Origin of the sequence: Flavobacterium sp. ACN2, from assembly GCF_002303885.1 — a bacterium.
Lineage (GTDB): Bacteria > Bacteroidota > Bacteroidia > Flavobacteriales > Flavobacteriaceae > Flavobacterium.
Window position 1 is genome coordinate 45,375 of sequence record NZ_MRCM01000003.1, and the last position, 20,884, is coordinate 66,258.

Annotated in this window: 21 protein-coding genes; 4 read left to right on the plus strand and 17 right to left on the minus strand. The window is 34.1% G+C overall.

Annotated elements, in window-relative coordinates:
- Positions 1-214: 214 nt before the first annotated feature.
- The 11 genes from BSF41_RS04045 to BSF41_RS04095 form a co-directional block, all read right to left on the minus strand.
- A complete protein-coding gene (locus tag BSF41_RS04045; protein WP_095928247.1) occupies positions 215-1,297 on the minus strand; it encodes a bifunctional 3-deoxy-7-phosphoheptulonate synthase/chorismate mutase type II in 1,083 nt (360 codons plus the stop codon).
- Between the two features lie 12 nt (positions 1,298-1,309).
- Positions 1,310-2,170, minus strand: coding sequence for a prephenate dehydrogenase (locus BSF41_RS04050; RefSeq protein ID WP_095928248.1), 861 nt, complete (start codon positions 2,168-2,170; stop codon positions 1,310-1,312).
- 112 nt (positions 2,171-2,282) lie between these two features.
- Positions 2,283-3,428: a pyridoxal phosphate-dependent aminotransferase gene (locus BSF41_RS04055; RefSeq protein WP_095928249.1), complete on the minus strand. Its 1,146-nt coding sequence runs from the start codon at positions 3,426-3,428 to the stop codon at positions 2,283-2,285.
- A gap of 180 nt (positions 3,429-3,608) precedes the next feature.
- Complete coding sequence (locus BSF41_RS04060) at positions 3,609-4,448, minus strand: prephenate dehydratase (protein WP_095928250.1); 840 nt, start codon at positions 4,446-4,448, stop codon at positions 3,609-3,611.
- Positions 4,449-4,923: 475 nt separating this feature from the next.
- Positions 4,924-6,060 carry a DUF1501 domain-containing protein gene (locus tag BSF41_RS04065; protein WP_253251755.1) on the minus strand — a complete coding sequence of 379 codons (1,137 nt, stop codon included), beginning with the start codon at positions 6,058-6,060 and terminating at the stop codon, positions 4,924-4,926.
- Positions 6,061-6,072: 12 nt separating this feature from the next.
- The gene (locus BSF41_RS04070) at positions 6,073-7,470 is read right to left on the minus strand and encodes a DUF1800 domain-containing protein (protein WP_095928251.1); all 1,398 of its coding nucleotides are present in this window, start codon (positions 7,468-7,470) and stop codon (positions 6,073-6,075) included.
- A 270-nt stretch (positions 7,471-7,740) separates the two neighbouring features.
- Positions 7,741-8,217 (minus strand): hypothetical protein, encoded by a 477-nt coding sequence (locus tag BSF41_RS04075; protein ID WP_095928252.1) that lies wholly within the window; start codon positions 8,215-8,217, stop codon positions 7,741-7,743.
- A gap of 103 nt (positions 8,218-8,320) precedes the next feature.
- Positions 8,321-10,714, minus strand: coding sequence for a ribonucleoside-diphosphate reductase subunit alpha (locus tag BSF41_RS04080; protein ID WP_095928253.1), 2,394 nt, complete (start codon positions 10,712-10,714; stop codon positions 8,321-8,323).
- Positions 10,715-10,977: 263 nt separating this feature from the next.
- A complete protein-coding gene (locus BSF41_RS04085) occupies positions 10,978-11,955 on the minus strand; it encodes a ribonucleotide-diphosphate reductase subunit beta (RefSeq protein ID WP_095928504.1) in 978 nt (325 codons plus the stop codon).
- 336 nt (positions 11,956-12,291) lie between these two features.
- Positions 12,292-12,861, minus strand: a complete 570-nt coding sequence (locus BSF41_RS04090) for a DUF3109 family protein (protein WP_095928254.1) — start codon at positions 12,859-12,861, stop codon at positions 12,292-12,294.
- 88 nt (positions 12,862-12,949) lie between these two features.
- Positions 12,950-13,729, minus strand: coding sequence for a DUF4412 domain-containing protein (locus BSF41_RS04095; RefSeq protein WP_141248113.1), 780 nt, complete (start codon positions 13,727-13,729; stop codon positions 12,950-12,952).
- Between the two features lie 291 nt (positions 13,730-14,020).
- On the opposite strand from BSF41_RS04095, the gene BSF41_RS04100 reads away from it, so the two are divergent.
- The 3 genes from BSF41_RS04100 to BSF41_RS04110 all read left to right on the plus strand — a co-directional run bounded on the left by BSF41_RS04100 (position 14,021) and on the right by BSF41_RS04110 (position 15,517).
- Positions 14,021-14,599, plus strand: a complete 579-nt coding sequence (locus BSF41_RS04100; RefSeq protein WP_008465051.1) for a MarC family protein — start codon at positions 14,021-14,023, stop codon at positions 14,597-14,599.
- A gap of 107 nt (positions 14,600-14,706) precedes the next feature.
- Positions 14,707-14,910 (plus strand): hypothetical protein, encoded by a 204-nt coding sequence (locus BSF41_RS04105; RefSeq protein WP_095928256.1) that lies wholly within the window; start codon positions 14,707-14,709, stop codon positions 14,908-14,910.
- 1 nt (position 14,911) lies between these two features.
- Positions 14,912-15,517: an FAD-dependent oxidoreductase gene (locus tag BSF41_RS04110; protein WP_095928505.1), complete on the plus strand. Its 606-nt coding sequence runs from the start codon at positions 14,912-14,914 to the stop codon at positions 15,515-15,517.
- Positions 15,518-15,613: 96 nt separating this feature from the next.
- On the opposite strand, the gene BSF41_RS04115 is transcribed toward BSF41_RS04110, so the two are convergent.
- The 5 genes from BSF41_RS04115 to BSF41_RS04135 all read right to left on the minus strand — a co-directional run bounded on the left by BSF41_RS04115 (position 15,614) and on the right by BSF41_RS04135 (position 19,011).
- A complete protein-coding gene (locus BSF41_RS04115) occupies positions 15,614-15,931 on the minus strand; it encodes a hypothetical protein (RefSeq protein WP_095928257.1) in 318 nt (105 codons plus the stop codon).
- A gap of 90 nt (positions 15,932-16,021) precedes the next feature.
- Complete coding sequence (locus BSF41_RS04120) at positions 16,022-16,387, minus strand: nuclear transport factor 2 family protein (protein ID WP_095928258.1); 366 nt, start codon at positions 16,385-16,387, stop codon at positions 16,022-16,024.
- A 16-nt stretch (positions 16,388-16,403) separates the two neighbouring features.
- On the minus strand, positions 16,404-17,981 hold the full coding sequence (locus tag BSF41_RS04125) for a S41 family peptidase (protein WP_095928259.1): 1,578 nt from the start codon (positions 17,979-17,981) through the stop codon (positions 16,404-16,406).
- Positions 17,981-18,412: a dCMP deaminase family protein gene (locus BSF41_RS04130; RefSeq protein ID WP_095928260.1), complete on the minus strand. Its 432-nt coding sequence runs from the start codon at positions 18,410-18,412 to the stop codon at positions 17,981-17,983. The genes BSF41_RS04125 and BSF41_RS04130 overlap by 1 nt, the downstream gene beginning before the upstream one ends.
- Before the next feature lie 5 nt (positions 18,413-18,417).
- Complete coding sequence (locus BSF41_RS04135) at positions 18,418-19,011, minus strand: HupE/UreJ family protein (RefSeq protein ID WP_095928261.1); 594 nt, start codon at positions 19,009-19,011, stop codon at positions 18,418-18,420.
- A gap of 168 nt (positions 19,012-19,179) precedes the next feature.
- On the opposite strand from BSF41_RS04135, the gene BSF41_RS04140 reads away from it, so the two are divergent.
- Entirely contained in the window at positions 19,180-19,611 is a 432-nt protein-coding gene (locus tag BSF41_RS04140; protein WP_095928262.1) for a TerB family tellurite resistance protein, read from the plus strand.
- A 171-nt stretch (positions 19,612-19,782) separates the two neighbouring features.
- Here BSF41_RS04140 and fbp read toward each other — a convergent pair whose 3' ends face one another.
- Entirely contained in the window at positions 19,783-20,787 is a 1,005-nt protein-coding gene (gene fbp, locus BSF41_RS04145; protein WP_095928263.1) for a class 1 fructose-bisphosphatase, read from the minus strand.
- Positions 20,788-20,884: the final 97 nt, after the last annotated feature.

Sequence of the window (20,884 nt, forward strand, 5' to 3'; positions counted from 1 at the left end):
CAAAAATTAAGGTTCATATTGTTATAGAGAACAAAAAACGATAAAAGGTTGGGAAGATATTACTTATTTTCAAAAAAAATCTCCAAAGCCCGAAAGCAATGGAGATTTAATATAAAAAACAATCTAATTTTAAATGTGTGATATAATTGAACCCAATAACAAGTTTTTTTCAAAACTTAAATTAACTTATATCACTTATATGTTTTAGAAAAAATTATGCGTTGAAAATTTTCTCTTGGTGACCGATACTTTCTTGGTGGATTGCTTTGAACATTCTCAAAACAAATTCTTCAGTAAGACCTTTTTTCTCGCCTTCTAAAATCATTTTTCCTAAGATTTCGTTCCAACGGTTGTTTTGAAGAATCGCAACGTTTGCATCTTTTTTCACTTGACCAATTTCGTCAGCCACTTTCATACGTTTTCCTAGCAATTCTAATAAGTTAGCATCCAAAACATCGATGTTAGCTCTTAACTTAGTCATTTTTTGGCTATACTCATCTGTAGTATCATCCGTTTTTCTGATAGTCAAATCTTTAATAATTTGTTTCAAAGAATCTGGAGTTACTTGTTGCGCAGCATCAGACCAAGCATTATCTGGATCGTAGTGCGTTTCTATAATCATACCATCGTAGTTCAAATCTAAAGCCTCTTGAGTTACTTCAAAAATCATTTTACGATCTCCTGTAATGTGAGATGGGTCGATGATTAATGGCAAATCAGGGAATTTATTTTGTAATTCGATAGCAATCTGCCATTCTGGAATGTTTCTGTATTTTGTTTTTTCGTAAGTAGAGAAACCTCTGTGAATAACACCTAATTTCTCAATTCCAGCCATGTGTAAACGCTCAACACCACCTAACCATAAAGCTAAATCTGGGTTTACTGGGTTTTTAACCAAAACAATTTTATCTGTACCTTTCAACGTATCAGCAATTTCTTGAACTGCGAAAGGGTTTGCAGTTGTACGAGCACCAACCCATAAAACGTCGATATCGTGTTCTAAAGCTAGTTTACAGTGAGCTGCAGTTGCTACTTCAGTTCCCATTAATAAACCAGTTTCAGCTTTTGCTTTTTGCAACCATTTTAATCCGATTTCACCAACACCTTCAAATCCTCCTGGACGAGTTCTTGGTTTCCAGATTCCAGCTCTGAATACACTAACTTTTGAATCTTTTAATTCGTGAGCGATTTTCAAAACCTGATCTTCAGTTTCTGCACTACAAGGTCCAGCTATCACAAGTGGGTGATTTAAATTGAAATCTTCTAACCACTTTCTCATTTCTTTCTTATTTTCCATCTTAATTCTAATTTACTTTTTAGTTGTTGTTAATCCGTTTAGTATTTCTTTTATTTTATTTGTGCTTTCCATTTCTTCAAAAATGGCGTTGTAATCTTCTTCTTTTAGCAAATCTCTAAACCGACTCAGGTTTGATATATAAGCTTCTAAAGTTTCAAGAACGTATTCTTTATTTTGTTTAAATATTGGTGTCCACATTGCGGGCGAACTTTTTGCCAAACGAACAGTGCTTTCAAATCCACTCCCCGCCATATCAAAAATATCCTGTTCGTCTTTTTCTTTATTCATTACCGTTTTTCCTAGCATAAACGAACTAATGTGCGATAAATGCGAAACATAGGCAATGTGTTTATCATGTGAAATGGGATCCATATATCGAATTCTCATTCCGATTGAAGTAAAAAGATTTAATGCTTTTTCTTGTAATTTAAAAGCTGTCTTTTCGACTTCGCAAATAATGTTTGTTTTTCCTTGAAACAAGCCTCTTATGGCTGCTGATGGTCCCGAGAACTCTGTTCCGGCAATTGGGTGCGTTGCAATAAAATTTCTTCTTTTCGGGTGATTGGCTACTGCTTCACAAATTGGCTTTTTGGTCGATCCTACTTCAAAAACAATCGTTTTATCTCCAACTGAATCCAAAACTTTAGGTAAAACCGTCAGCGCTACATCTACGGGAACCGAAACAATTACAAAATCTGCTTTTTGCAAATCCTCAAAACTTCCTGCTTCGTCAATAACTCCCAACTCAATTGCCTGTTGCAAATGCTGTTCGTTACTGTCGATTCCTAAAATAGTCGCATCAGGATAACGCCCTTTAATGTCTAGCACCATCGAACCGCCTATTAACCCTATTCCTATTACGTATACTTTCATACTATTTTTTTAATTACCAATTTTAAAATTCCAACCTTATTTAACCGCAAAGTTCGCAAAGAATTTACGCAAGGTTCGCAAAGTCTGAAATCTAAAATCTACATTCTAAAATCTAAAATCGGTCTATCGCTTCCTGTACTTTTTCTTCTTTCACACACAATGAGAATCTGATATAACCTTCGCCGTTGCTTCCAAAAATGGTTCCCGGTGTAATGAAAATATGTTTCTCATATAATATTTCGTCAATGAACTTCTCTGCTGATTCTATTCCTTCTGGAAGTTTTGCCCAAACGAAAAGTCCAACTCCTTCTTTATACACTTTGCAGTTTAATTTTTCTGCTAGTTTCTCCGTCAATTCTCTACGGCGTCTGTAAATTTTGTTTTGATCTTCAAACCAAGATTTATCACATTTTAAAGCGGCGATTGCTCCTTTTTGAATTCCGTAGAACATTCCGCTGTCCATGTTGCTTTTTACTTTTAGGACTGCATCGATAATTTCAGGATTTCCTAAAACCATTCCTACTCTCCATCCGGCCATGTTGAACGTTTTACTAAGTGAATTCAATTCTAAAGCCACCTCTTTCGCTCCTTCAACCTGCAATAAACTCATCGGATTATCATTCAAAACAAAACTATACGGATTGTCGTTGATCAATAATATATTGTGTTTTTTAGCAAAAGCCACCAATTTTTCAAATAACGCTAAACTCCCTCTAGCTCCTGTTGGCATGTGCGGATATCCCAGCCACATAATTTTTACTTTCGACAGGTCTAATTTTTCTAAAGTTTCAAAATCAGGTTCCCATGCGTTTTCTTCTTTCAAATCATAATAAACCGGAACTGCTCCAACCAAATTGGTTACCGAAGTATAAGTTGGATAACCTGGATTTGGAATTAAAACGTGATCGCCTTCATTTAAAAATGCTAACGAGATGTGCATAATTCCTTCTTTCGAACCCATTAATGGTAAAATCTCATTATTCGGATTCACTTCAACACCAAACTGATCACGATAAAAATCTGCCATCGCCTGTCTCATTTCTGGTAATCCCTGATAGCTTTGATAACCATGCCCGTTTTCATCTTGAATTGCGGCAGCGACTGCTTCAATTACTGCTTTTGACGGACTCAAATCAGGGCTTCCAATTCCCATATTGATGATCGATTTTCCTTCAGACATCAACTGACGAACTTCTCTCAATTTTGATGAGAAGTAGTATTCTTCAACTGTGTCTAATCGTTTTGCTGTTGTAATCATTTCTATTTTTTATTAAAAAATGCTTTAGGCTTTAGGCCGTAAGCTATATGCTTTTTCTTTTTTGTCCTCCTGAGCGAAGTCGAAGGACTTTCCAATTGGAACGTGGGCTTCGACTTTGCTCAGCCCGACAATTTAAAATCTTAATTCGTTAATCTTCAATCTAAATTCGACTTTCCAACTTTAAGACTCACTTAAAGGTTTTGTATTTTTATATTCTCCCAACACTTTAAAATATTCTGCCATGATATTTAATAAGGCTTTAGCTTTTGCAAAATCTTCGTATTTCTCGAATGTTACGTCAACGAAGAATGAATATTTCCAAGGCGTTTCAATTTTTGGAAGCGACTGGATTTTTGTCAAATTCAGTTTGCAATCGCTCATTACATTTAAAACCGCCGCTAAACTTCCTCTTTTATGATCTAATTCAAATTTTACAGAGGCTCTGTTGATTTCGCTTTCTGGCAAAAATGAATTTTGTTTTTTAATGATTACGAAACGAGTCATATTGTTTTTGATCGTTTGAATCGATGACGCAATAATATCCAAATCATACATTTCAGAAGCCGTTACGCTTGCAATTGCTGCAATACCAGTCAATTGTTTTTCCTGAATTCTTCTTGCCGTTTCGGCTGTATCTTTATCCTCAACCAATTTGATATTTGGATATTGTTTCAGGAAATCCATACACTGCAAAAGTGCCATTGGGTGCGAATGAACTTCTCTGATATCTTCAATTTTCTGACCTTTTAAAGCCATTAAATTCTGCTGAATGTTTAAATAATGCTCTCCAATTATGTGCAAATTATTCTTGTCAATCAATGCATAATTCGGAATAATTGGCCCTGCAATCGAATTTTCGATCGCCATAACCGCCTGATCAGATTTTCCGGCAATAAGGCTGTCGATCAATTCTTCAAAAGACAAACACTCATCAATATCCACATTTTCAGAGAAATACTCTTTCACAACCTGATGATGAAATGATCCTTTAATACCTTGTATTGCAATTTTCGTTGTCATATAGTCAAAAAAAAATCCTGATTTGCATCAGGATTGTATATTAGTTTTATTTGTCTTAAATTTTCTCAAATAACCATAGCACAATCCTCACTTCTACTAAAGAAGAAATAAAAAGAGTTGCTAAAATAAAAACGGTTACTTGCCATTTTGTTTGTGTTTTGTTTTAAATTCTCTGCGAATGTATAAATTATTTTTAGTGCACCAAAAAAAAGATTGCATTTTATGAAACAAAAAGGGATTTCTTAACAAATTTAGGAGGTTTTGTATGATAATATAAAAAAATCAGCTTAAAATGAGAATATTAAAACGAGATTCTAAGGTTCTGAGTTGCTAAGATTCTAAGTTTTTTTTGCCACGAATTCACGAATTAGTGCAAATCATTATGTTTATAAAATCAAATTTCACAGATTTTAAAAAATAAAATTCGTGAATTCGTGGCTATCTTCTAATCAAAATAATCCTGAAACAGGTTTATTCATAATCCCAATTTTTGAATAATCGAAGTCCATTTTTTTTTTAATAAAGAAGCATAAACACTTCTGAAATCTATTTCGTATTTCAAATCGCCATTATCTAAGTCTGCTAAATTTGGATTTTTTCCTAAAATCGTTCCTTTGTTATTTCCTCCGATGATAAACATTGGCGCTGCAGTTCCGTGATCGGTTCCGTTTCCGTTGTCTTTTACTCGTCTTCCGAATTCTGAGAAAACTACTATTGTGACATTCTGCAATAATTGAGATTGTTTTAAATCGGAATAAAAACTATATAAGGAATCATTTAAATCTGTCAATTTTCGTTCGTGAATGGAAAGCTGATTGTCGTGCGTGTCGAATCCGTTCAACGATGTATAATATATCTTTGAATTAAGATTTCCTTTTATCAATCTAGCAATCCATTCCAAGTTTTTCGATAATTCTGTTTTCGGATAACTGATTTCTGTTTTAGATTTTGCTAAAGCTTTCTGAATTTCATCTGAACCTTCGGTAACCGAATTGGCAATTTTTCGAACAAAATCTAAATGCGGATTTTTAGACAAAGTCACATTCTCTTCTTTTGATTTTACTTTAAATCGGTCTGGATCTTTTACCGTTATAAAATTCGGCTCCACTCCTTTTAAAGCCAAATTATCAATCGAATCTAAATTTATTCCAGCCGTCGCTTGATGTCCGTTGCATTGCAAATCCAGAAATCTTCCGAGCCAACCTTCATTTATATATTTATTAGAATCGGTTGCCGTCTGCCAAATTTCCTGACTTCTAAAATGAGAACGAATCGGTTCTGGATAACCCACATTCTGAATTACTGTTAAATCTCCGTTTTGCTGCATTTGGGCAAAACCTTTTAAAGAAGGATGAAAGGCCATTCCCTTATTCTTTCCAACAACCAAATCTTTATTTAAAGCAATCTTAGTTCTTAAATCGTAATACAACGGATCATCGTACGGAATAAAAGTATTTAAACCATCGTTTCCGCCATTCAGCTGTACAAAAACGACACATTGCTCTCCCACAACCAAATTGTTTTGAGAACCAAAAGCATGTAAAAAATCAGGAAGCACCAGCAGTCCGCCTGTAAAAGTTCCGGTCAGTGTTAGAAAATTTCTTCTGTTCATGATTACTGCTTTTTAGATTAATTGATATTCGGGAAGTTTTGAGATATAATTTAAAAGTCGGACCACAGCAAAATCGGCGTGCGGATCTTTAGGATCAAAATCGTATTTCAGCAGATTCTCCATATCCTTTTGTTCCGAATCATTAACGGCAAATAATAATCGGTCTGACAATTCAGAAATAATCGTTTTATTATTTCCACCAGAATCAAAAGCAACTTTTACAGCAGTTTTTTCATATTCCGATTTTTCCTTTTCAACTCCGTTCATCATTGTTTTCAAAACTCTTCGATTCAGACTTTTTCCGCTGCACAATAAATCGGCTGTATTGTTCCTTTGAAGATAAATCTGCGAAGTCAGCCAAGAATTTCCGCCGTCCCAACCTTTTACATTTACTTGATTGTACAAATCCATTCCCTGCTGTTTTATAAACGCCATAATAGCATCATTATTAACATTCTCCAACTGCAATTCATCACATAGCTGTAAAATATAAACCAGCGGGTTTTTGATCTTATTACCTGAATTCTCTTTTTTAAATTCTTCGGTAAAAATTTTAGTCAATAAAGGTTCGATTTCGAACTTTTGCTTTCGGAAATAATCGCCGTAATAAACCACCAAATCTTCGGGCGGATTATCATAAATAAACCATTTCAAAATTTTTCGGGTAATGAGATACGGAATGTTTTTTTGTTCGAAAATAATATCGACTAAATCATCTGCTTTCCAGTTTCCGGTTTTTCCGAAATAAATTTTATCGCTGTTATCTTCTATATTTTTTCTGTAAACCGCGCCTTCATCTCTGACATTTAAACCTGCCAAAGCTTTTGCACCATTTTTAATATCATCTTCGGTATAATTTCCAATTCCGATTGTGAATAGTTCCAATAACTCACGACTTAGGTTTTCGTTTACTTTTCCTTTTTTATTATCTCCATTATCGAGATACCGAACCATGGCATTTGATTTTAGAATCTGCTTGGTTAATTCTTTAAAATTTCCAAAGGCATTTTCGCGCAAAATCATATTATGCTGATAAATCCAGTAATTAATTTTTACTTTTTGAGAAGTCGAAACAAAGTGATTGTGCCAGAAACAAACCATATTTTCGCGAAGCGGTAATTCATCCGTGCGCATTTTCGCAATCCACCATTTTTTGAATTCGGCAGTGGCTTGATTTTCTTTTTTCTGAATTTCTTTTTTGGTTTCGGGACCGGAAGTCTTGATTATTTCCCGAACTTGTTTCAACTCTAAAGTGGTTTTAGGCTGATCGTGCAGAAAGTCTGGAAGTGCTGTATCAAATTTTGATTTATAGGATTGCTTTAGAAATTTTTCTAAGCCGAGTTTTTCAATTTTTGAAGTTTGTTTTCCTGAAAAACCTAATCGTAAGGACCAAAGACTGCTTTTTTTCATTGTTCAGAAATTATTACAATAAGACTTGAGTTTCTTTTAAAGGTTTAATTCTTTTAAAGATGCTAAGTTGCTAAGATTCTGAGGTGCTGAGTTTTTAAAGTCTTTGGTAATAATTAGAACGGGGAATTTTTGGGGATATTGTTTTCAGAATATTAAACAATCATAATCAACCATAGCCCGTGGTTTCAACCACGGGAAACGGATTGGGAAAATGCATTGTGTTCCCGTGGTTGAAACCACGGGCTATGTTAAATCAAATTGGTTTGACAATTACCTTTTAATAGAATCCAATGTTTGTTGACTCATCTGCTTTCTTTCCACCATAAATTTAAACCAGTTTTCTAACTTCTGTTTGTCCTGTTTTTCCATTTTACTGATATCAATTTGAGGGAAATTAGCATGATCTATTCCATGCTTCTCCAACATAGCATCATAATAATCATAATAAGCTCTTTCATAATTAAAATTCTCCGCCATAATTTTCGCGTACACCATTACACTATCTGTACTTTCACGAAAATAACAATCTTTAAAACTATAAAAAAGCTCATCATACGCTTCTAAATCACCTCGCTTTTTAACTCGATTAATTAATGTATCGTAATCTGTTACTCTAGTACTTATTGTTCTTACATCTTCCTGATCAATTTCCTCTATATTATTTTCTTTTTGAGTTTGCACCTGCTCCACCTTTTCTTTACATGAAAAAAGACAAAATAAAAAAACTAAGCTTAAAATTTTATTCATAAATTGTTTAGTTGTTATTAGCAAAAAAAAGCAGCTATCATTACAATAACTGCTTTTTCATATTTTATAAAATCTAAAATCTTAGATCTAAATTCTAAAATCATTAACTTCCACACATCTCACAATCTTCTGGATCTGCCGCTTGTGCTTTTAAAAGCATTGCTTTATAATCCTCAACGCTGATTGCTTCCGTTTCTGCAACTAAAGATGGAGCTGTTTCTTCTTTTTTATCGTTGTTTAATGTGAATTTAATCGCATCTACAGCCGCTTTTGTTCTTAAGTAATACATTCCTGTTTTTAAACCTGACTGCCAAGCGTAGAAGTGCATTGACGTAAGTTTAGAATAATTGGCATCCTGCATGAACAAGTTTAGCGATTGAGATTGATCAATGAAATATCCTCTTTGACGAGACATATCGATAATATCTTTCATCGACATTTCCCAAACTGTTTTATATAGATCTTTTAAGTCTTGCGGAATCTTATCGATATTTTGAACAGATCCATTATGACGCATAATTTCTTGTTTCAAATCTTCGTTCCATAAACCTAATTTTACTAAATCTTCTAGTAAATGTTTGTTTACTACAATGAACTCTCCAGACAATACACGACGAGTATAAATGTTTGATGTATATGGTTCAAAAGCTTCGTTATTTCCAAGAATTTGTGAAGTCGATGCCGTTGGCATTGGCGCTACTAATAATGAGTTACGAACTCCGTGCTCTACCACTTCTTTTCTTAATGAAGCCCAGTCCCAACGTCCTGATAATTCTTCATCTTTCATTCCCCACATATTGTGCTGGAATTCTCCTTGTGACATTGGAGAACCTTCAAAAGTTGAGTATGGTCCTTCTTCTCTTGCCATTTCCATAGAAGCAGTTACAGCAGCGAAATATAATGTCTCGAAAATTTCTTGGTTTAATTTTTTAGCTTCATCGCTTGTAAACGGCATACGCAACATAATAAAAGCATCTGCTAAACCTTGCACACCTAAACCAACTGGACGGTGACGCATGTTAGAGTTTTCTGCTTCTTTTACTGGGTAATAGTTTCTGTCGATTACTTTGTTCAAGTTACGAGTTACACGTTTTGTAACATTGTAAAGTGCTTGGTGATCAAATTGTCCGTTATCAATAAACATTGGTAAAGAGATTGAAGCCAAGTTACAAACTGCGATTTCATCTTTAGATGTAAACTCCATAATCTCTGTGCACAAGTTAGAAGAACGAATAGTTCCTAAATTCTTGTGGTTCGATTTACGGTTTGCTGCATCTTTGTACAACATATATGGTGTTCCAGTCTCTATTTGAGATTCTAGGATTTTCTCCCATAATTCACGAGCACGGATTGTTTTTCTTCCTTTTCCTCTAAACTCATAGTCTGTATATAATGCTTCGAATTCATCTCCGTAAACATCATATAATCCTGGACATTCGTTAGGACACATTAAAGTCCATGTTGAATCTTCCTGAACACGTTTCATGAATAAATCTGAAGTCCACATCGCGAAGAATAAATCTCTCGCACGCATTTCTTCTTTTCCTGTATTTTTCTTTAAATCCAAGAAATCGAAAATATCAGCATGCCAAGTTTCAATGTAAATCGCAAAACTTCCTTTACGTTTTCCACCGCCTTGATCTACATAACGAGCGGTATCATTGAAAACTCTCAACATCGGAACAATTCCGTTTGAAGTTCCGTTTGTACCGCGAATGTAAGATCCGGTTGCACGAACGTTATGAATAGAAAGTCCAATTCCTCCCGCAGATTGCGAGATTTTTGCCGTTTGTTTTAATGTATCATAAATACCATCAATACTATCATCCTGCATTGCTAAAAGAAAACAAGAAGACATTTGCGGTTTTGGAGTTCCTGCATTAAACAACGTTGGCGTTGCATGCGTAAAGAACTTTTTAGACATTAAATCGTAAGTTTCAATAACCGATTTTAAATCGTCTAAGTGAATACCAACAGAAACACGCATTAACATGTGCTGCGGACGCTCCACGATTTTTCCGTTTATTTTAAGAAGATAAGAACGCTCTAAAGTTTTAAAACCAAAGTAGTCGTAATTAAAATCTCTTGTATAAATGATATGAGAATCTAAAAAAGCAGCATTTTCTTGAATTACTTTGTACACATCGTCAGCAATTAATGGAGCGTCTTGTCCATTTCTTGGATTCACATAGTTGTACATATCTTTCATCGTGTCAGAGAAAGATTTTTTAGTATTTGAATGTAGATTAGAAATAGCTATACGAGCTGCCAATTGAGCATAATCTGGATGCGCAATTGTCATAGAAGCCGCCGTTTCTGCTGCAAGATTATCCAACTCAGAAGTCGAAACCCCATCATACAATCCTTCGATAACTCTCATCGCTACCTTAACTGGATCTACAAGCTCATTTAAGCCGTAACACAATTTTTTGATTCTTTCTGTAATCTTATCAAACATTACGGGCTCTCTGTGGCCATCTCTTTTTACTACATACATAAGCTTACCTTTTATAGTTATTGAAAAAATGAAAGTAACTAGAGAACGGACTCCAGCACTTAAACATTGCGTGTTTTTAAATTATTTTTCGAGAATTACCAAATTCTCAATAGTTACTCGTTTCAAATTCGAAAACCGAATTTAAATGCGTCAAAAATTGCTATTGAATCTACGACTTGGGGAAAGAGATTCAACCTTAAAATATTCTGTTAATCTTTTTTTAGCGTCTCTTGAGGAACAGTCGCTAAAAGTATTTTTGTTGTCTAAAAATCTGCATCAAATGAAATTTTTTGAGCATCGCTGTCGTTGTTCATCACACCAGACTTTTGATACTCTGCAACACGTTTTTCAAAGAAATTAGTTTTTCCTTGAAGTGAAATCATGTCCATGAAATCGAATGGATTCGCTGAGCCATATACACGCTCGCAACCTAATTCTACCAATAATCTATCGGCAACGAACTCTAAATATTGTGTCATTAAAGTTGCGTTCATACCAATTAAACTTACCGGAAGAGATTCAGTAACAAACTGTCTTTCGATATCTAAGGCATCGACAATAATTTCTTTAATTCTTTCTTTAGGCACTTTGTTTACCAAATGGTGATTGTGCAGGTGAACTGCAAAATCACAGTGTACGCCTTCGTCACGAGAAATCAACTCATTAGAGAAAGTTAAACCTGGCATTAAACCACGTTTTTTCAACCAATAAATTGAACAGAAGGCTCCTGAGAAAAAGATTCCTTCAACAGCAGCAAATGCAATAAGTCTTTCAGCAAATGAATCTGACTCGATCCATTTTAAAGCCCATTCTGCTTTTTTACCAATTGCCGGGAATACTTCCAAAGCATTAAATAATTCTGCTTTTTCTGCTTCGTCTTTTACATAAGTGTCAATCAATAAAGAATACGTTTCACTATGAATGTTTTCCATCATAATCTGGAAACCATAGAAAAACTTCGCTTCAGCATATTGAACTTCATTTACAAAGTTCTCCGCTAGATTTTCATTTACGATTCCGTCAGAAGCTGCAAAGAATGCTAGGATATGTTTAATAAAATATCTTTCGTCATCATTCAACTTATTATTCCAGTCTGTCAAATCTTGGTGTAGGTCAATTTCTTCTGCAGTCCAAAAACTTGCTTCCATCTTCTTATACCACTCCCAAATATCATGATGTTTAATCGGAAAAATAACGAAGCGATTTTTATTTTCTTGTAATATTGGTTCGATTTGTGACATGACAGATTCTGTTAATTTTTTTATTGAATTTTTACACATTCAGCGCACTACAAAGATTGTCAATTAACGGCAAAAATAAAAGCCAAACTTATTCACAATCGGACGTAGTTTTTAACAAAGCTTGAAATTTGAAAAACTTTTCAGACAATAATTAATTTACTGCAAATGAATGATTTAAAAGCTATTTTATACTTCAAAAGCCCCGTAAAATATAGACTTTTTCGAATAAAAAGCAAGAAATTTTAAATAGTTTTAAAAAGTTTTTTTTGAGTCAAAACTTTATTTTTTTGAGTTAAAAGATGTAGTCAAAAAGACTATAATTTTAACTGTAGTTTTTTATGAATTTTTAAGTTCTTCGGCTACTTTTTCCAGCTCCAAATACCAATCTTCGCCAAAGCGTCTAATCAACGCTTCTTTTACAAATTTGTAAACTGGAACTTCTAATTCTTTACCTAACGAACAAGCATCATCACAAATATCCCATTTATCATAATTAACCGCAGCAAATTCTGTGAAGTCTTTTACACGAATTGGATATAAATGACAAGAAACTGGTTTTTTCCAATCAACGAGTCCTTGATTATAAGCTTGCTCGATTCCGCAAAGAGCAGTTTTTCCGTCAAAAATTACGTAAGCACAATCTTTATTATCGATAAGCGGAGTTTCGAGATCTCCATCGGTTCCTTTTACCCAGGTACCCTGAGCTTCGATTGCTTCGATTCCTTCTTTTCTTAAAAAAGGCTTTACTTTTGGATAAATTTCTTCTAAAATTTTTGTTTCGGCTTCGTTTAAGGGCGCGCCGGCATCTCCATCAACACAACAAGCTCCCTTGCACGCTGATAAATTACACACAAATTCTTTTTCGAGGATATCCTCTGATACTATGGTTTTTCCTAATTGAAACATTTTGCAAAGGTAACTAAAGATTCAGGAAATAAAAACCGCTACCAAATATATGTTCTTAGTCTAAATAACTTGACTTACAAACTCCTTGTTACATGAATTTATAGTCTGATTTATTAAAGATAAAAGCGCTCTTTTCTAAACTAACACATTTCATCGTTGTTACTTTTTTGCTTTTTAGATCTTTCATAGTCATATCCATTAGCAAAGTGCGTTCATCGGGTTTGAAATAATTAAGAAACTCGTCTGGCATTTTCCAGCCTTTTTGATTTTTAAACATATCGCCAAAACTCACTTTTGCTTCACTTGTGTAATAACAGATAATATCGTGTTCGTCATTGGTCATTTGTATTCCTTTGCAATTGTATCCTAAAAAAGTTTTATTTGGCAATGTCTTAATCGTGTATTTTGACTTTTCTGCCTCTTTCTTTGCCATTGATGAATAATCAGGCATTTTTGAAGCCGTTGCCATTTTACTTTTACCATCACCAAAACCGGTCACCGTTATGCTATTTTTAGAGTCCATAATCATCAGCATATTTTGGCCTTTTCCCTGATCAATATTCATTGCAAAATAAGAAGCATTAGGTTCTAGAAAATAATTTGCATTCATAGTCTTACCTTCATCTGTTTTAATTTCCATAATATATTTCCAGCTAAAAGAATAAGAATCTGGAACCCCCGACGGATCAACCTTGTTTTTTCCATAATTTAAAACAGCATTTTCCATACTTGCATTTTTATCCGCACTTCCGCTACTATTTTGCCCTTTTTGTTCTGCTGCTTTTTTAATTTGCTGCCAAATTTGGGCTTGTGAACTATTGTAAACCAACAAACACAAGAAAACTATAACAAACATCCTCTTTTTCATAATCCCTCCTTTTTAAATTACAACAAATTTAGCAATTGATTTTCAGTAAGTTATACTTTTTAACGTTTGATTTCATGATCCTTACAAAATGGAGAATGCAAATAAATTAAGTTCAAAAATAAAACGTGCTTTTTTCCTTAAATCAACAACTCAAACACCATATTGTTACAAATATCACATTTTACATGCGTAAAAGATGTTTTTATAACAAAAATACATTGTAACGAAAAAACACCTAACTTTATTAACTACTTTTGCAGCAGTTTTTTAAACCCTAAAAATCAAAGCGATATGTTAGAAATCGATTTTAAAGAAATCATTACTGTTAGTATGGTGCTTTTTGCCGTAATTGATATTGTTGGTTCAATTCCGATTATTGTGAATTTAAGAGCTAAGGTTGGACACATCGAATCTGAAAAAGCTTCTATTGTTGCAGGAGCTATTATGATTGTTTTTCTCTTTGTTGGAGAAGGTTTACTAAACTTAATTGGTATCGACGTTCACTCGTTTGCCGTTGCCGGATCTTTCGTTTTATTCTTTTTGGCGCTAGAAATGATTTTAGGAATCAGAATCTACCGTGACGAAGAACCAGGATCTGCCTCTATCGTTCCTTTGGCTTTCCCGCTAATTGCTGGAGCAGGAACAATGACGACTTTGTTATCGCTTCGATCTCAATTTCACACCATTAATATCATCATCGCGATTGTTCTAAATATTATCTTGGTTTACATCGTTTTGAAGTCTTCTAAAAAAATCGAAAATCTATTGGGAGAAAACGGACTTGGAGTAGTTCGCAAGACATTTGGAGTAATACTTTTGGCGATTGCTGTTAAATTATTCGCTGCTAATGTTAAAGGTTTGTTTGTCTAAATTTTATTTTTATAAATTTACCCCGTAAAATTTCTAAAATACAACTTTAAGGCATTTTCCCCATTAAAGTTCTACTTTATTATTTTAGGCAAAAACAAAACAACCTTATGAAAATTTTCACTTCAATCTTAGTGCTTTTGGCACTAGCTTTAATTGTTTTTAATATTACGCTATTAGACTTTCAGAACCCTTTTCAAGGAGATAGTATGGTAGCTTTTATTGGAATCGCCGCTTCATTTTGCGCTGTTTTGATTCTTTTGATTTTTAGAATTTCAAAAAGAATTGAAGAAAAAATGAATGACAACAGATAATATGTTTGATGTTTTAATTATCGGAGGAGGAGTATCAGGAATGTCATGTGCTCTTGTCTTAGGGTCCGCAAAAAACAAAACTTTTGTTACTGATAAAAAAATCGGAATTTTTACCCACCAGAAAAATTCTTCTTTACAAGAAGCAATATTTTATAACGCTTACGGAATTACACCAGGAAAATTAGGTTCTGAACTTTTAACTGAAAGCACACAGGATTTAGCTACAACTTACCCACACATTACTCAGATTCCAAATGAAAAAGTAATGAAAATTGAGGGCAGTTATCCTGAATTTACTGTTGTAACCAACAAAAATTCATACCAAACAAAAAATATCGTAGTCGGAATTGGTTCTGCCAATACTTTCGACATTGAAGGTTTAATGCAATACATTGAACCACATAAAAAAGCACTACCAGAAAAACAGCGTATTCAGCTTAAAAACGAAGACCATAAAGTTGCTGACGGCATTTATGTAATCGGAACTTTAGCGGGCTGGAGAAGTCAATTGGCAATTGCTGCCGGAAGCGGCGCTGCAGTAGCAACAGATATTCTTACTTTATGGAATAACGGCGTACAAACTCACGCTCACGATAGTATTCGATAAAATTATTAAACCATATAAGTGATATAAGTTCATATTATATCTTGCGTATAGACTAAATGAACTTATATCACTTATATGGTTAATTTTTTTCTAGTTTTATTTAACCGACACGATTTGGGTTACTTTAATATGATTTTCGTCCTCACTTTTCCACTTTTCTCCTTTTACAGATACTACATCTCCAATTTTTAATTGTTTGTAGTTTTGAGGACCGCCAACGTTTACGATACTAATTGTTGCAAAATAGACTTCTTTAGCATCTGTAGTAATTTTTGCTGTGTAACCGTCTTTTCCTGCCTCAATAGAATCTACTTTTCCAGAAACTGCAGTATTGGGATCATTTTTCATTGTTTTACAAGAGATTACAAAAGTCATTAAAATCACTAATAAACTTATTCTTTTTAGATTTTTCATATAATTTATTTTACCGCAAATTAAGCTCTTATTTACACTCAGATTACTTAATTACGTTTTAAGTTAATATTATTTTTCCAGCTTCAAACTTTATGCCAGCTGAACACAGCTTCCTGCAATAACTTTTAGATTTTTCCCAATTTTTTTCCAAACTCTTATGTATTTGAAAACGCCATTAATCGGGGTGTTATCATAAGTCCCATTTAAAGCGACTGTAACAGTCACTACAGCCGAATCACCAATTATGTTAACGATTTGATCAGAACCTTCCAAAGAATCTATTTTAATCTTTCCAGAACGATAGGTCTGCAAATCAAAATCTTTAGTGATGGTTTGTCCGTCTGGCATGTTGAATAATAAATCATCATGAAGGATGGTATCCAAAGCCAAAACATCCGATTTTTTAATGGCAGTTAAAAGTTCGATTTCTGCATTAACAACGGTTTCTATTTTCATGATATAAAGATTGAAGTTATTTCTTCGGAGTCAGAATTGTTTTTATCATGGCGTCTTCTTTTAAGATTACATCATAATAGTACAATTCTCCATAAAGCTGTCGGGCAAATTCAGCCGTAATATGACGGTTGACAAGTGCTTTTGTTTTATCCATTTTCAAATCCAGACCCGTCATCAAGATATAATTCTTAAATTTTTTGAAATATAGGTCTGAGCTTTTCATTTTAGCTAAAAAATCAGCAAAACTATCCCCTGCAAAAGCATTTCTGTTTTTATCTAATTCTTCAAAAACAAAATGCCCCACAATTCCTGTTTGCAGCAAATAAGCAACATTTTCATTCCCGTGCTCTGCTTCTAAAGGCACAAAAACATCTGGAACAATTCCGCCACCGCCGTAAACTATTTTACCCTTTGGAGTTTTGAATTTTAAAGAATCTGCCACTTTTATGCTGTCTTTTGCATAAAATTCTCCAGTAGCAATTCTAGATTCAGATTCTTTAAAATATTCTTCGTTTCCTTTTTTATATGGTTTCTGAATTGATCTTCCTGTTGGTGTATAATAACGCGCTACGGTCAATCTCACGGCTGATCCGTCGTTAAAATCCATTTCGCGTTGCACTAACCCTTTTCCGAAAGAACGGCGACCAACGATAGTTCCGCGGTCATTATCTTGAATAGCACCTGCTAAAATTTCGCTTGCAGAAGCACTATTTTCATTAATAAAAACATACACTTTTCCAGTTTCAAAACTTCCTGCTTTTGTAGCGTATGTCTTTTCGGTCGAACCATTTTTACTTTTTGTAAAAACAATCAACTGTTTGTCTTTCAAAAATTCATCGGCAATAGCAATAGCTTCTTCCATATAACCACCGCCATTATCACGAAGATCAATTACAAGCGACTGGATTCCTTTTTGTTTTAATCTTGTTAAACCCGTTTTGAATTCATTAAAAGTAGTTTCTGCAAAACGGTTAATTTTGATATAACCTACATTATTGCCAATTAGCAAAGACGCGTCTACGCTTTTAATTGGAATAATATCTCTTTTTACTTTAAACTTGAGTTTCTTTTGTTCTGATTTTCTAAAAACAGTCAGCTCAATTTCTGAACCCTGAAGCCCTTTTAATTTAGAAAACAAACTATCTGAAGGCAGTTTTCTACCGTATAATTTCGTTTTTCCAGCAAATAAAATACGATCGCCAGATTTTATTCCCGCTTTTGCCGAAGGTCCATTTTCAACTGGTTTTATAATGGCAACCGAATCTTTATACATATAAAAATTGATTCCGATTCCGACAAAATCTCCTTTCATGCTTTCGGCAACCTCAGCTTGTTCGCTTGGCGGAATATAAACCGAATGGGGATCTAATTTTGAAAGAATATTATCGACCGTAAGATTTACAATCGAATCGGTATTGACGCTATCAACATATTCTGTATTAATAAAATCAATAAGCTTGTTAAGCTTGGTTTTTGAGTAATTTTTAGCCAAAAGCTGGTCGTTTGCGGGAGCATTCATAACGCTTCCTGCAATTGTTCCAAGAGCAAAAGTGGCTCCTATGACTATGGGTAAATATTTTGAGTTAAATTTCATTACTCTTCTAAAACAGGAATATGCTCTACTTCTATGCCTGCTTTTATTAAAAATTGAATTCCAGAATCGTCACGATATCCATCTTTATACACCACTCTTTTTATTCCAGACTGATGTATTAATTTGCTGCATTCTTTGCAAGGCGAAAGCGTAATATACAATGTTGCGCCTTCGCAAGACTGCGTTGATCTGGCTACTTTCAGGATCGCATTTGCTTCGGCGTGTAAAACATCCCAGCGTGTTAATCCGTCTTCGTCTTCACAACAATTTTCAAATCCAGACGGCGTTCCGTTGTAGCCATCAGAAATGATCATTCTGTCTTTTACGATAATTGCACCAACTTGTTTACGTTTACAGTAAGAAAGCAGGCTCCACTCTTTTGCAATTCGCAGATATGCTTTATCGTATTTATTCAGCTTTTTTACTTCCATTTAATTTATCTGTTCCAAATTGGACTTTCAATAATCATCGGAATTACAACTCCAATAATGAAAGCCGACATTACAAGCGCCCAGTCGCGTTTTGAAAAACGAAAAACCGTCTGCACTATATATGAAATTACCAGAACAACAAAAACCACTACAAGCTGAGCAGCTTCTATTCCTAAGGCAAACTCTCCCAAAGGTAACAATTTTGAGGTTGCAGAACCGCCTAAAATTGTTTTGAAATAATTAGAAAAACCTAGTCCGTGAATAATTCCAAAGAATAAAGTTATGAAAAATACCAGATTTACGCCATCATTTTTTGAGGTCTTTCCAGCCGTAAACAAATGATAAAGAGCGGTTACGAGAATTGTAATCGGAATCAGAAATTCTACAACATCTACTTTTATGGCAATGATACCGTAAACAGAAAGCACTAGAGCCAAAGTATGACCAATTGTAAAAATAGAAACCAGAAGAAAAATCTTTTTCCAGTCTTTAAAAAGATACGGAACGGTTAAGGCGATTAAAAAAAGAACGTGATCGTAAGCATTGATATCTAAAACGTGTTTTAATCCTATTTGAAAATAAATCCAAAATTGTGACATAGGTATATTGTAATTAAATAATTAGGGGTTGTAAACTTACGATTAATTTTCAAAATTAAAGATTCAAGTTTCCAATTCCTGCAATAAAAATAAGTTAAATTTTATGAGAAATTTAAAATCGTTAATGTAAAATAAAATTTATATTTGTGATATAAAAACTTAATAATTATGTCATTTTCAGAATTATTTGATAGCGAATTCAAGCAAAGAAACAAAGGACACTTTTCTGCTATCGTTCGTGTAGCATTAGCAGATGGAGTTGTATATCCAGAGGAAAAAGCCTTTTTGGACAAACTTGCTTCTCGTTTAGAAATTACAGAATCGGAATACGAAGAAATTCTTAGCGATCCATTAAAATATCCTATCAATCCACCTTATTCATATGTTCAACGTTTAGAGCGTTTATATGATTTAACAAGAATGGTTCATGTTGATCATCATCTTGAAGATAAACAAGAAGTATTATTGAAAAAAATAAGTGTTGCGCTAGGATTCACACCAAGCAACGTAGATTACATTATTGCAAAAGCATTGTCATTGGTTGACAAAAAAGTGGATGCAGATACTTTTATCTATGAAATGCAGCACATGCATAAATAATATTCAATAATCAGTTTTTAGTATTCCGTTTTTATACTGAAACTTGACTGCGAATGAAAATTAAAAAAGAAAAACCCGACAGGTTTTAAAAACCTGTCGGGTTTGCTATTTATAGTCCAGACTGAAAACTGCGACTGTGACTGATCACTAAAAACTGAATACTGAATACTTTCACTCAGCCGCCATAAATTCCTCTGCTTTTTCTACCATATTATAGCTTCCGCAGAAAAAAGGAACTCTTTGGTGCAGTTCAGTTGGCTGGATTTCCATGATTCTTCCAAAACCATCTGTTGCTTTTCCTCCTGCTTGTTCTGCTAAAAACGCCATCGGATTACATTCGTACAACAAACGTAATTTCCCTTTTGGAGCTTTTGAACTTGTTGGATAAATATAAACTCCACCTTTAATCATATTTCGGTGAAAATCGGCTACCAAACTTCCGATGTATCTCGAAGTGTACGGCCTGTCTTCTTCTTCCCGCTGGCAGTATTTAATGTAATTTTTTACCCCCTGCGGAAAATGAACATAATTCCCCTCGTTTACCGAGTAAATATTTCCATTTTTTGGAAATTTCATGTTTGGGTGCGAAAGGTAAAATGTACCAATCGCAGGATTTAGTGTAAAACCATTCACCCCATGTCCAGTTGTATAAACCAGCATTGTAGAAGTTCCATAAATTACATAGCCTGCTGCAACTTGATTGATTCCCGGCTGTAAAAAATCCTCGCTAGTTACCGGAGTTCCTATTGGAGTAATTCTTCTGAAAACAGAAAAAATAGTTCCGACAGAAACATTCACATCAATGTTTGAAGATCCGTCAAGCGGATCCATTAAGATCACGTACTTATTATTATGACAGTTGTCGCTCCCCTGAACTGTAATAAAATCGTCGTTTTCTTCAGAAGCAATACCACAGACAATCTCACGGTTTATTAACGTCTGGATAAATACTTCGTTTGCATAGACATCTAATTTTTGCTGGTCTTCTCCTTGAACATTCTGTTCGCCTGCGGCGCCAATAATGTCTACTAAACCTGCTTGATTAACTTTATGATTGACAACCTTTGCTGCCAAACGTATCGAGTTAATAATTCGGGAAAGTTCTCCCGACGAATACTGAAATGCTTTTTGGTGCTCAATAATAAACTCTCCCAGTGTTTTATTGCGTTCTTCCATTGCTAAATCGTTATAGTTTTATTTTTAAGTCACAAATATCGTCTATTTTGTGAGAATGATTTAAAAATTATTTTGTTAGTTTGTTACTATTGTATAT

Bases quoted from the DNA above. Each gene is read 5' to 3' on its own strand.
- BSF41_RS04070 (WP_095928251.1), bottom strand. From the start codon at position 7,470: ATGAAAAAAAGCAGTCTTTGGTCCTTACGATTAGGTTTTTCAGGAAAA.
- BSF41_RS04075 (WP_095928252.1), bottom strand. From the start codon at position 8,217: ATGAATAAAATTTTAAGCTTAGTTTTTTTATTTTGTCTTTTTTCATGT.
- BSF41_RS04080 (WP_095928253.1), bottom strand. From the start codon at position 10,714: ATGTATGTAGTAAAAAGAGATGGCCACAGAGAGCCCGTAATGTTTGAT.
- BSF41_RS04090 (WP_095928254.1), bottom strand. From the start codon at position 12,861: ATGTTTCAATTAGGAAAAACCATAGTATCAGAGGATATCCTCGAAAAA.
- BSF41_RS04130 (WP_095928260.1), bottom strand. From the start codon at position 18,412: ATGGAAGTAAAAAAGCTGAATAAATACGATAAAGCATATCTGCGAATT.
- BSF41_RS04060 (WP_095928250.1), bottom strand. From the start codon at position 4,448: ATGACAACGAAAATTGCAATACAAGGTATTAAAGGATCATTTCATCAT.
- BSF41_RS04050 (WP_095928248.1), bottom strand. From the start codon at position 2,170: ATGAAAGTATACGTAATAGGAATAGGGTTAATAGGCGGTTCGATGGTG.
- BSF41_RS04115 (WP_095928257.1), bottom strand. From the start codon at position 15,931: ATGAAAAATCTAAAAAGAATAAGTTTATTAGTGATTTTAATGACTTTT.
- BSF41_RS04110 (WP_095928505.1), top strand. From the start codon at position 14,912: ATGTTTGATGTTTTAATTATCGGAGGAGGAGTATCAGGAATGTCATGT.
- BSF41_RS04125 (WP_095928259.1), bottom strand. From the start codon at position 17,981: ATGAAATTTAACTCAAAATATTTACCCATAGTCATAGGAGCCACTTTT.
- BSF41_RS04105 (WP_095928256.1), top strand. From the start codon at position 14,707: ATGAAAATTTTCACTTCAATCTTAGTGCTTTTGGCACTAGCTTTAATT.
- fbp (WP_095928263.1), bottom strand. From the start codon at position 20,787: ATGGAAGAACGCAATAAAACACTGGGAGAGTTTATTATTGAGCACCAA.
- BSF41_RS04045 (WP_095928247.1), bottom strand. From the start codon at position 1,297: ATGGAAAATAAGAAAGAAATGAGAAAGTGGTTAGAAGATTTCAATTTA.
- BSF41_RS04140 (WP_095928262.1), top strand. From the start codon at position 19,180: ATGTCATTTTCAGAATTATTTGATAGCGAATTCAAGCAAAGAAACAAA.
- BSF41_RS04095 (WP_141248113.1), bottom strand. From the start codon at position 13,729: ATGAAAAAGAGGATGTTTGTTATAGTTTTCTTGTGTTTGTTGGTTTAC.
- BSF41_RS04055 (WP_095928249.1), bottom strand. From the start codon at position 3,428: ATGATTACAACAGCAAAACGATTAGACACAGTTGAAGAATACTACTTC.
- BSF41_RS04100 (WP_008465051.1), top strand. From the start codon at position 14,021: ATGTTAGAAATCGATTTTAAAGAAATCATTACTGTTAGTATGGTGCTT.
- BSF41_RS04085 (WP_095928504.1), bottom strand. From the start codon at position 11,955: ATGTCACAAATCGAACCAATATTACAAGAAAATAAAAATCGCTTCGTT.
- BSF41_RS04135 (WP_095928261.1), bottom strand. From the start codon at position 19,011: ATGTCACAATTTTGGATTTATTTTCAAATAGGATTAAAACACGTTTTA.
- BSF41_RS04065 (WP_253251755.1), bottom strand. From the start codon at position 6,060: ATGAACAGAAGAAATTTTCTAACACTGACCGGAACTTTTACAGGCGGA.
- BSF41_RS04120 (WP_095928258.1), bottom strand. From the start codon at position 16,387: ATGAAAATAGAAACCGTTGTTAATGCAGAAATCGAACTTTTAACTGCC.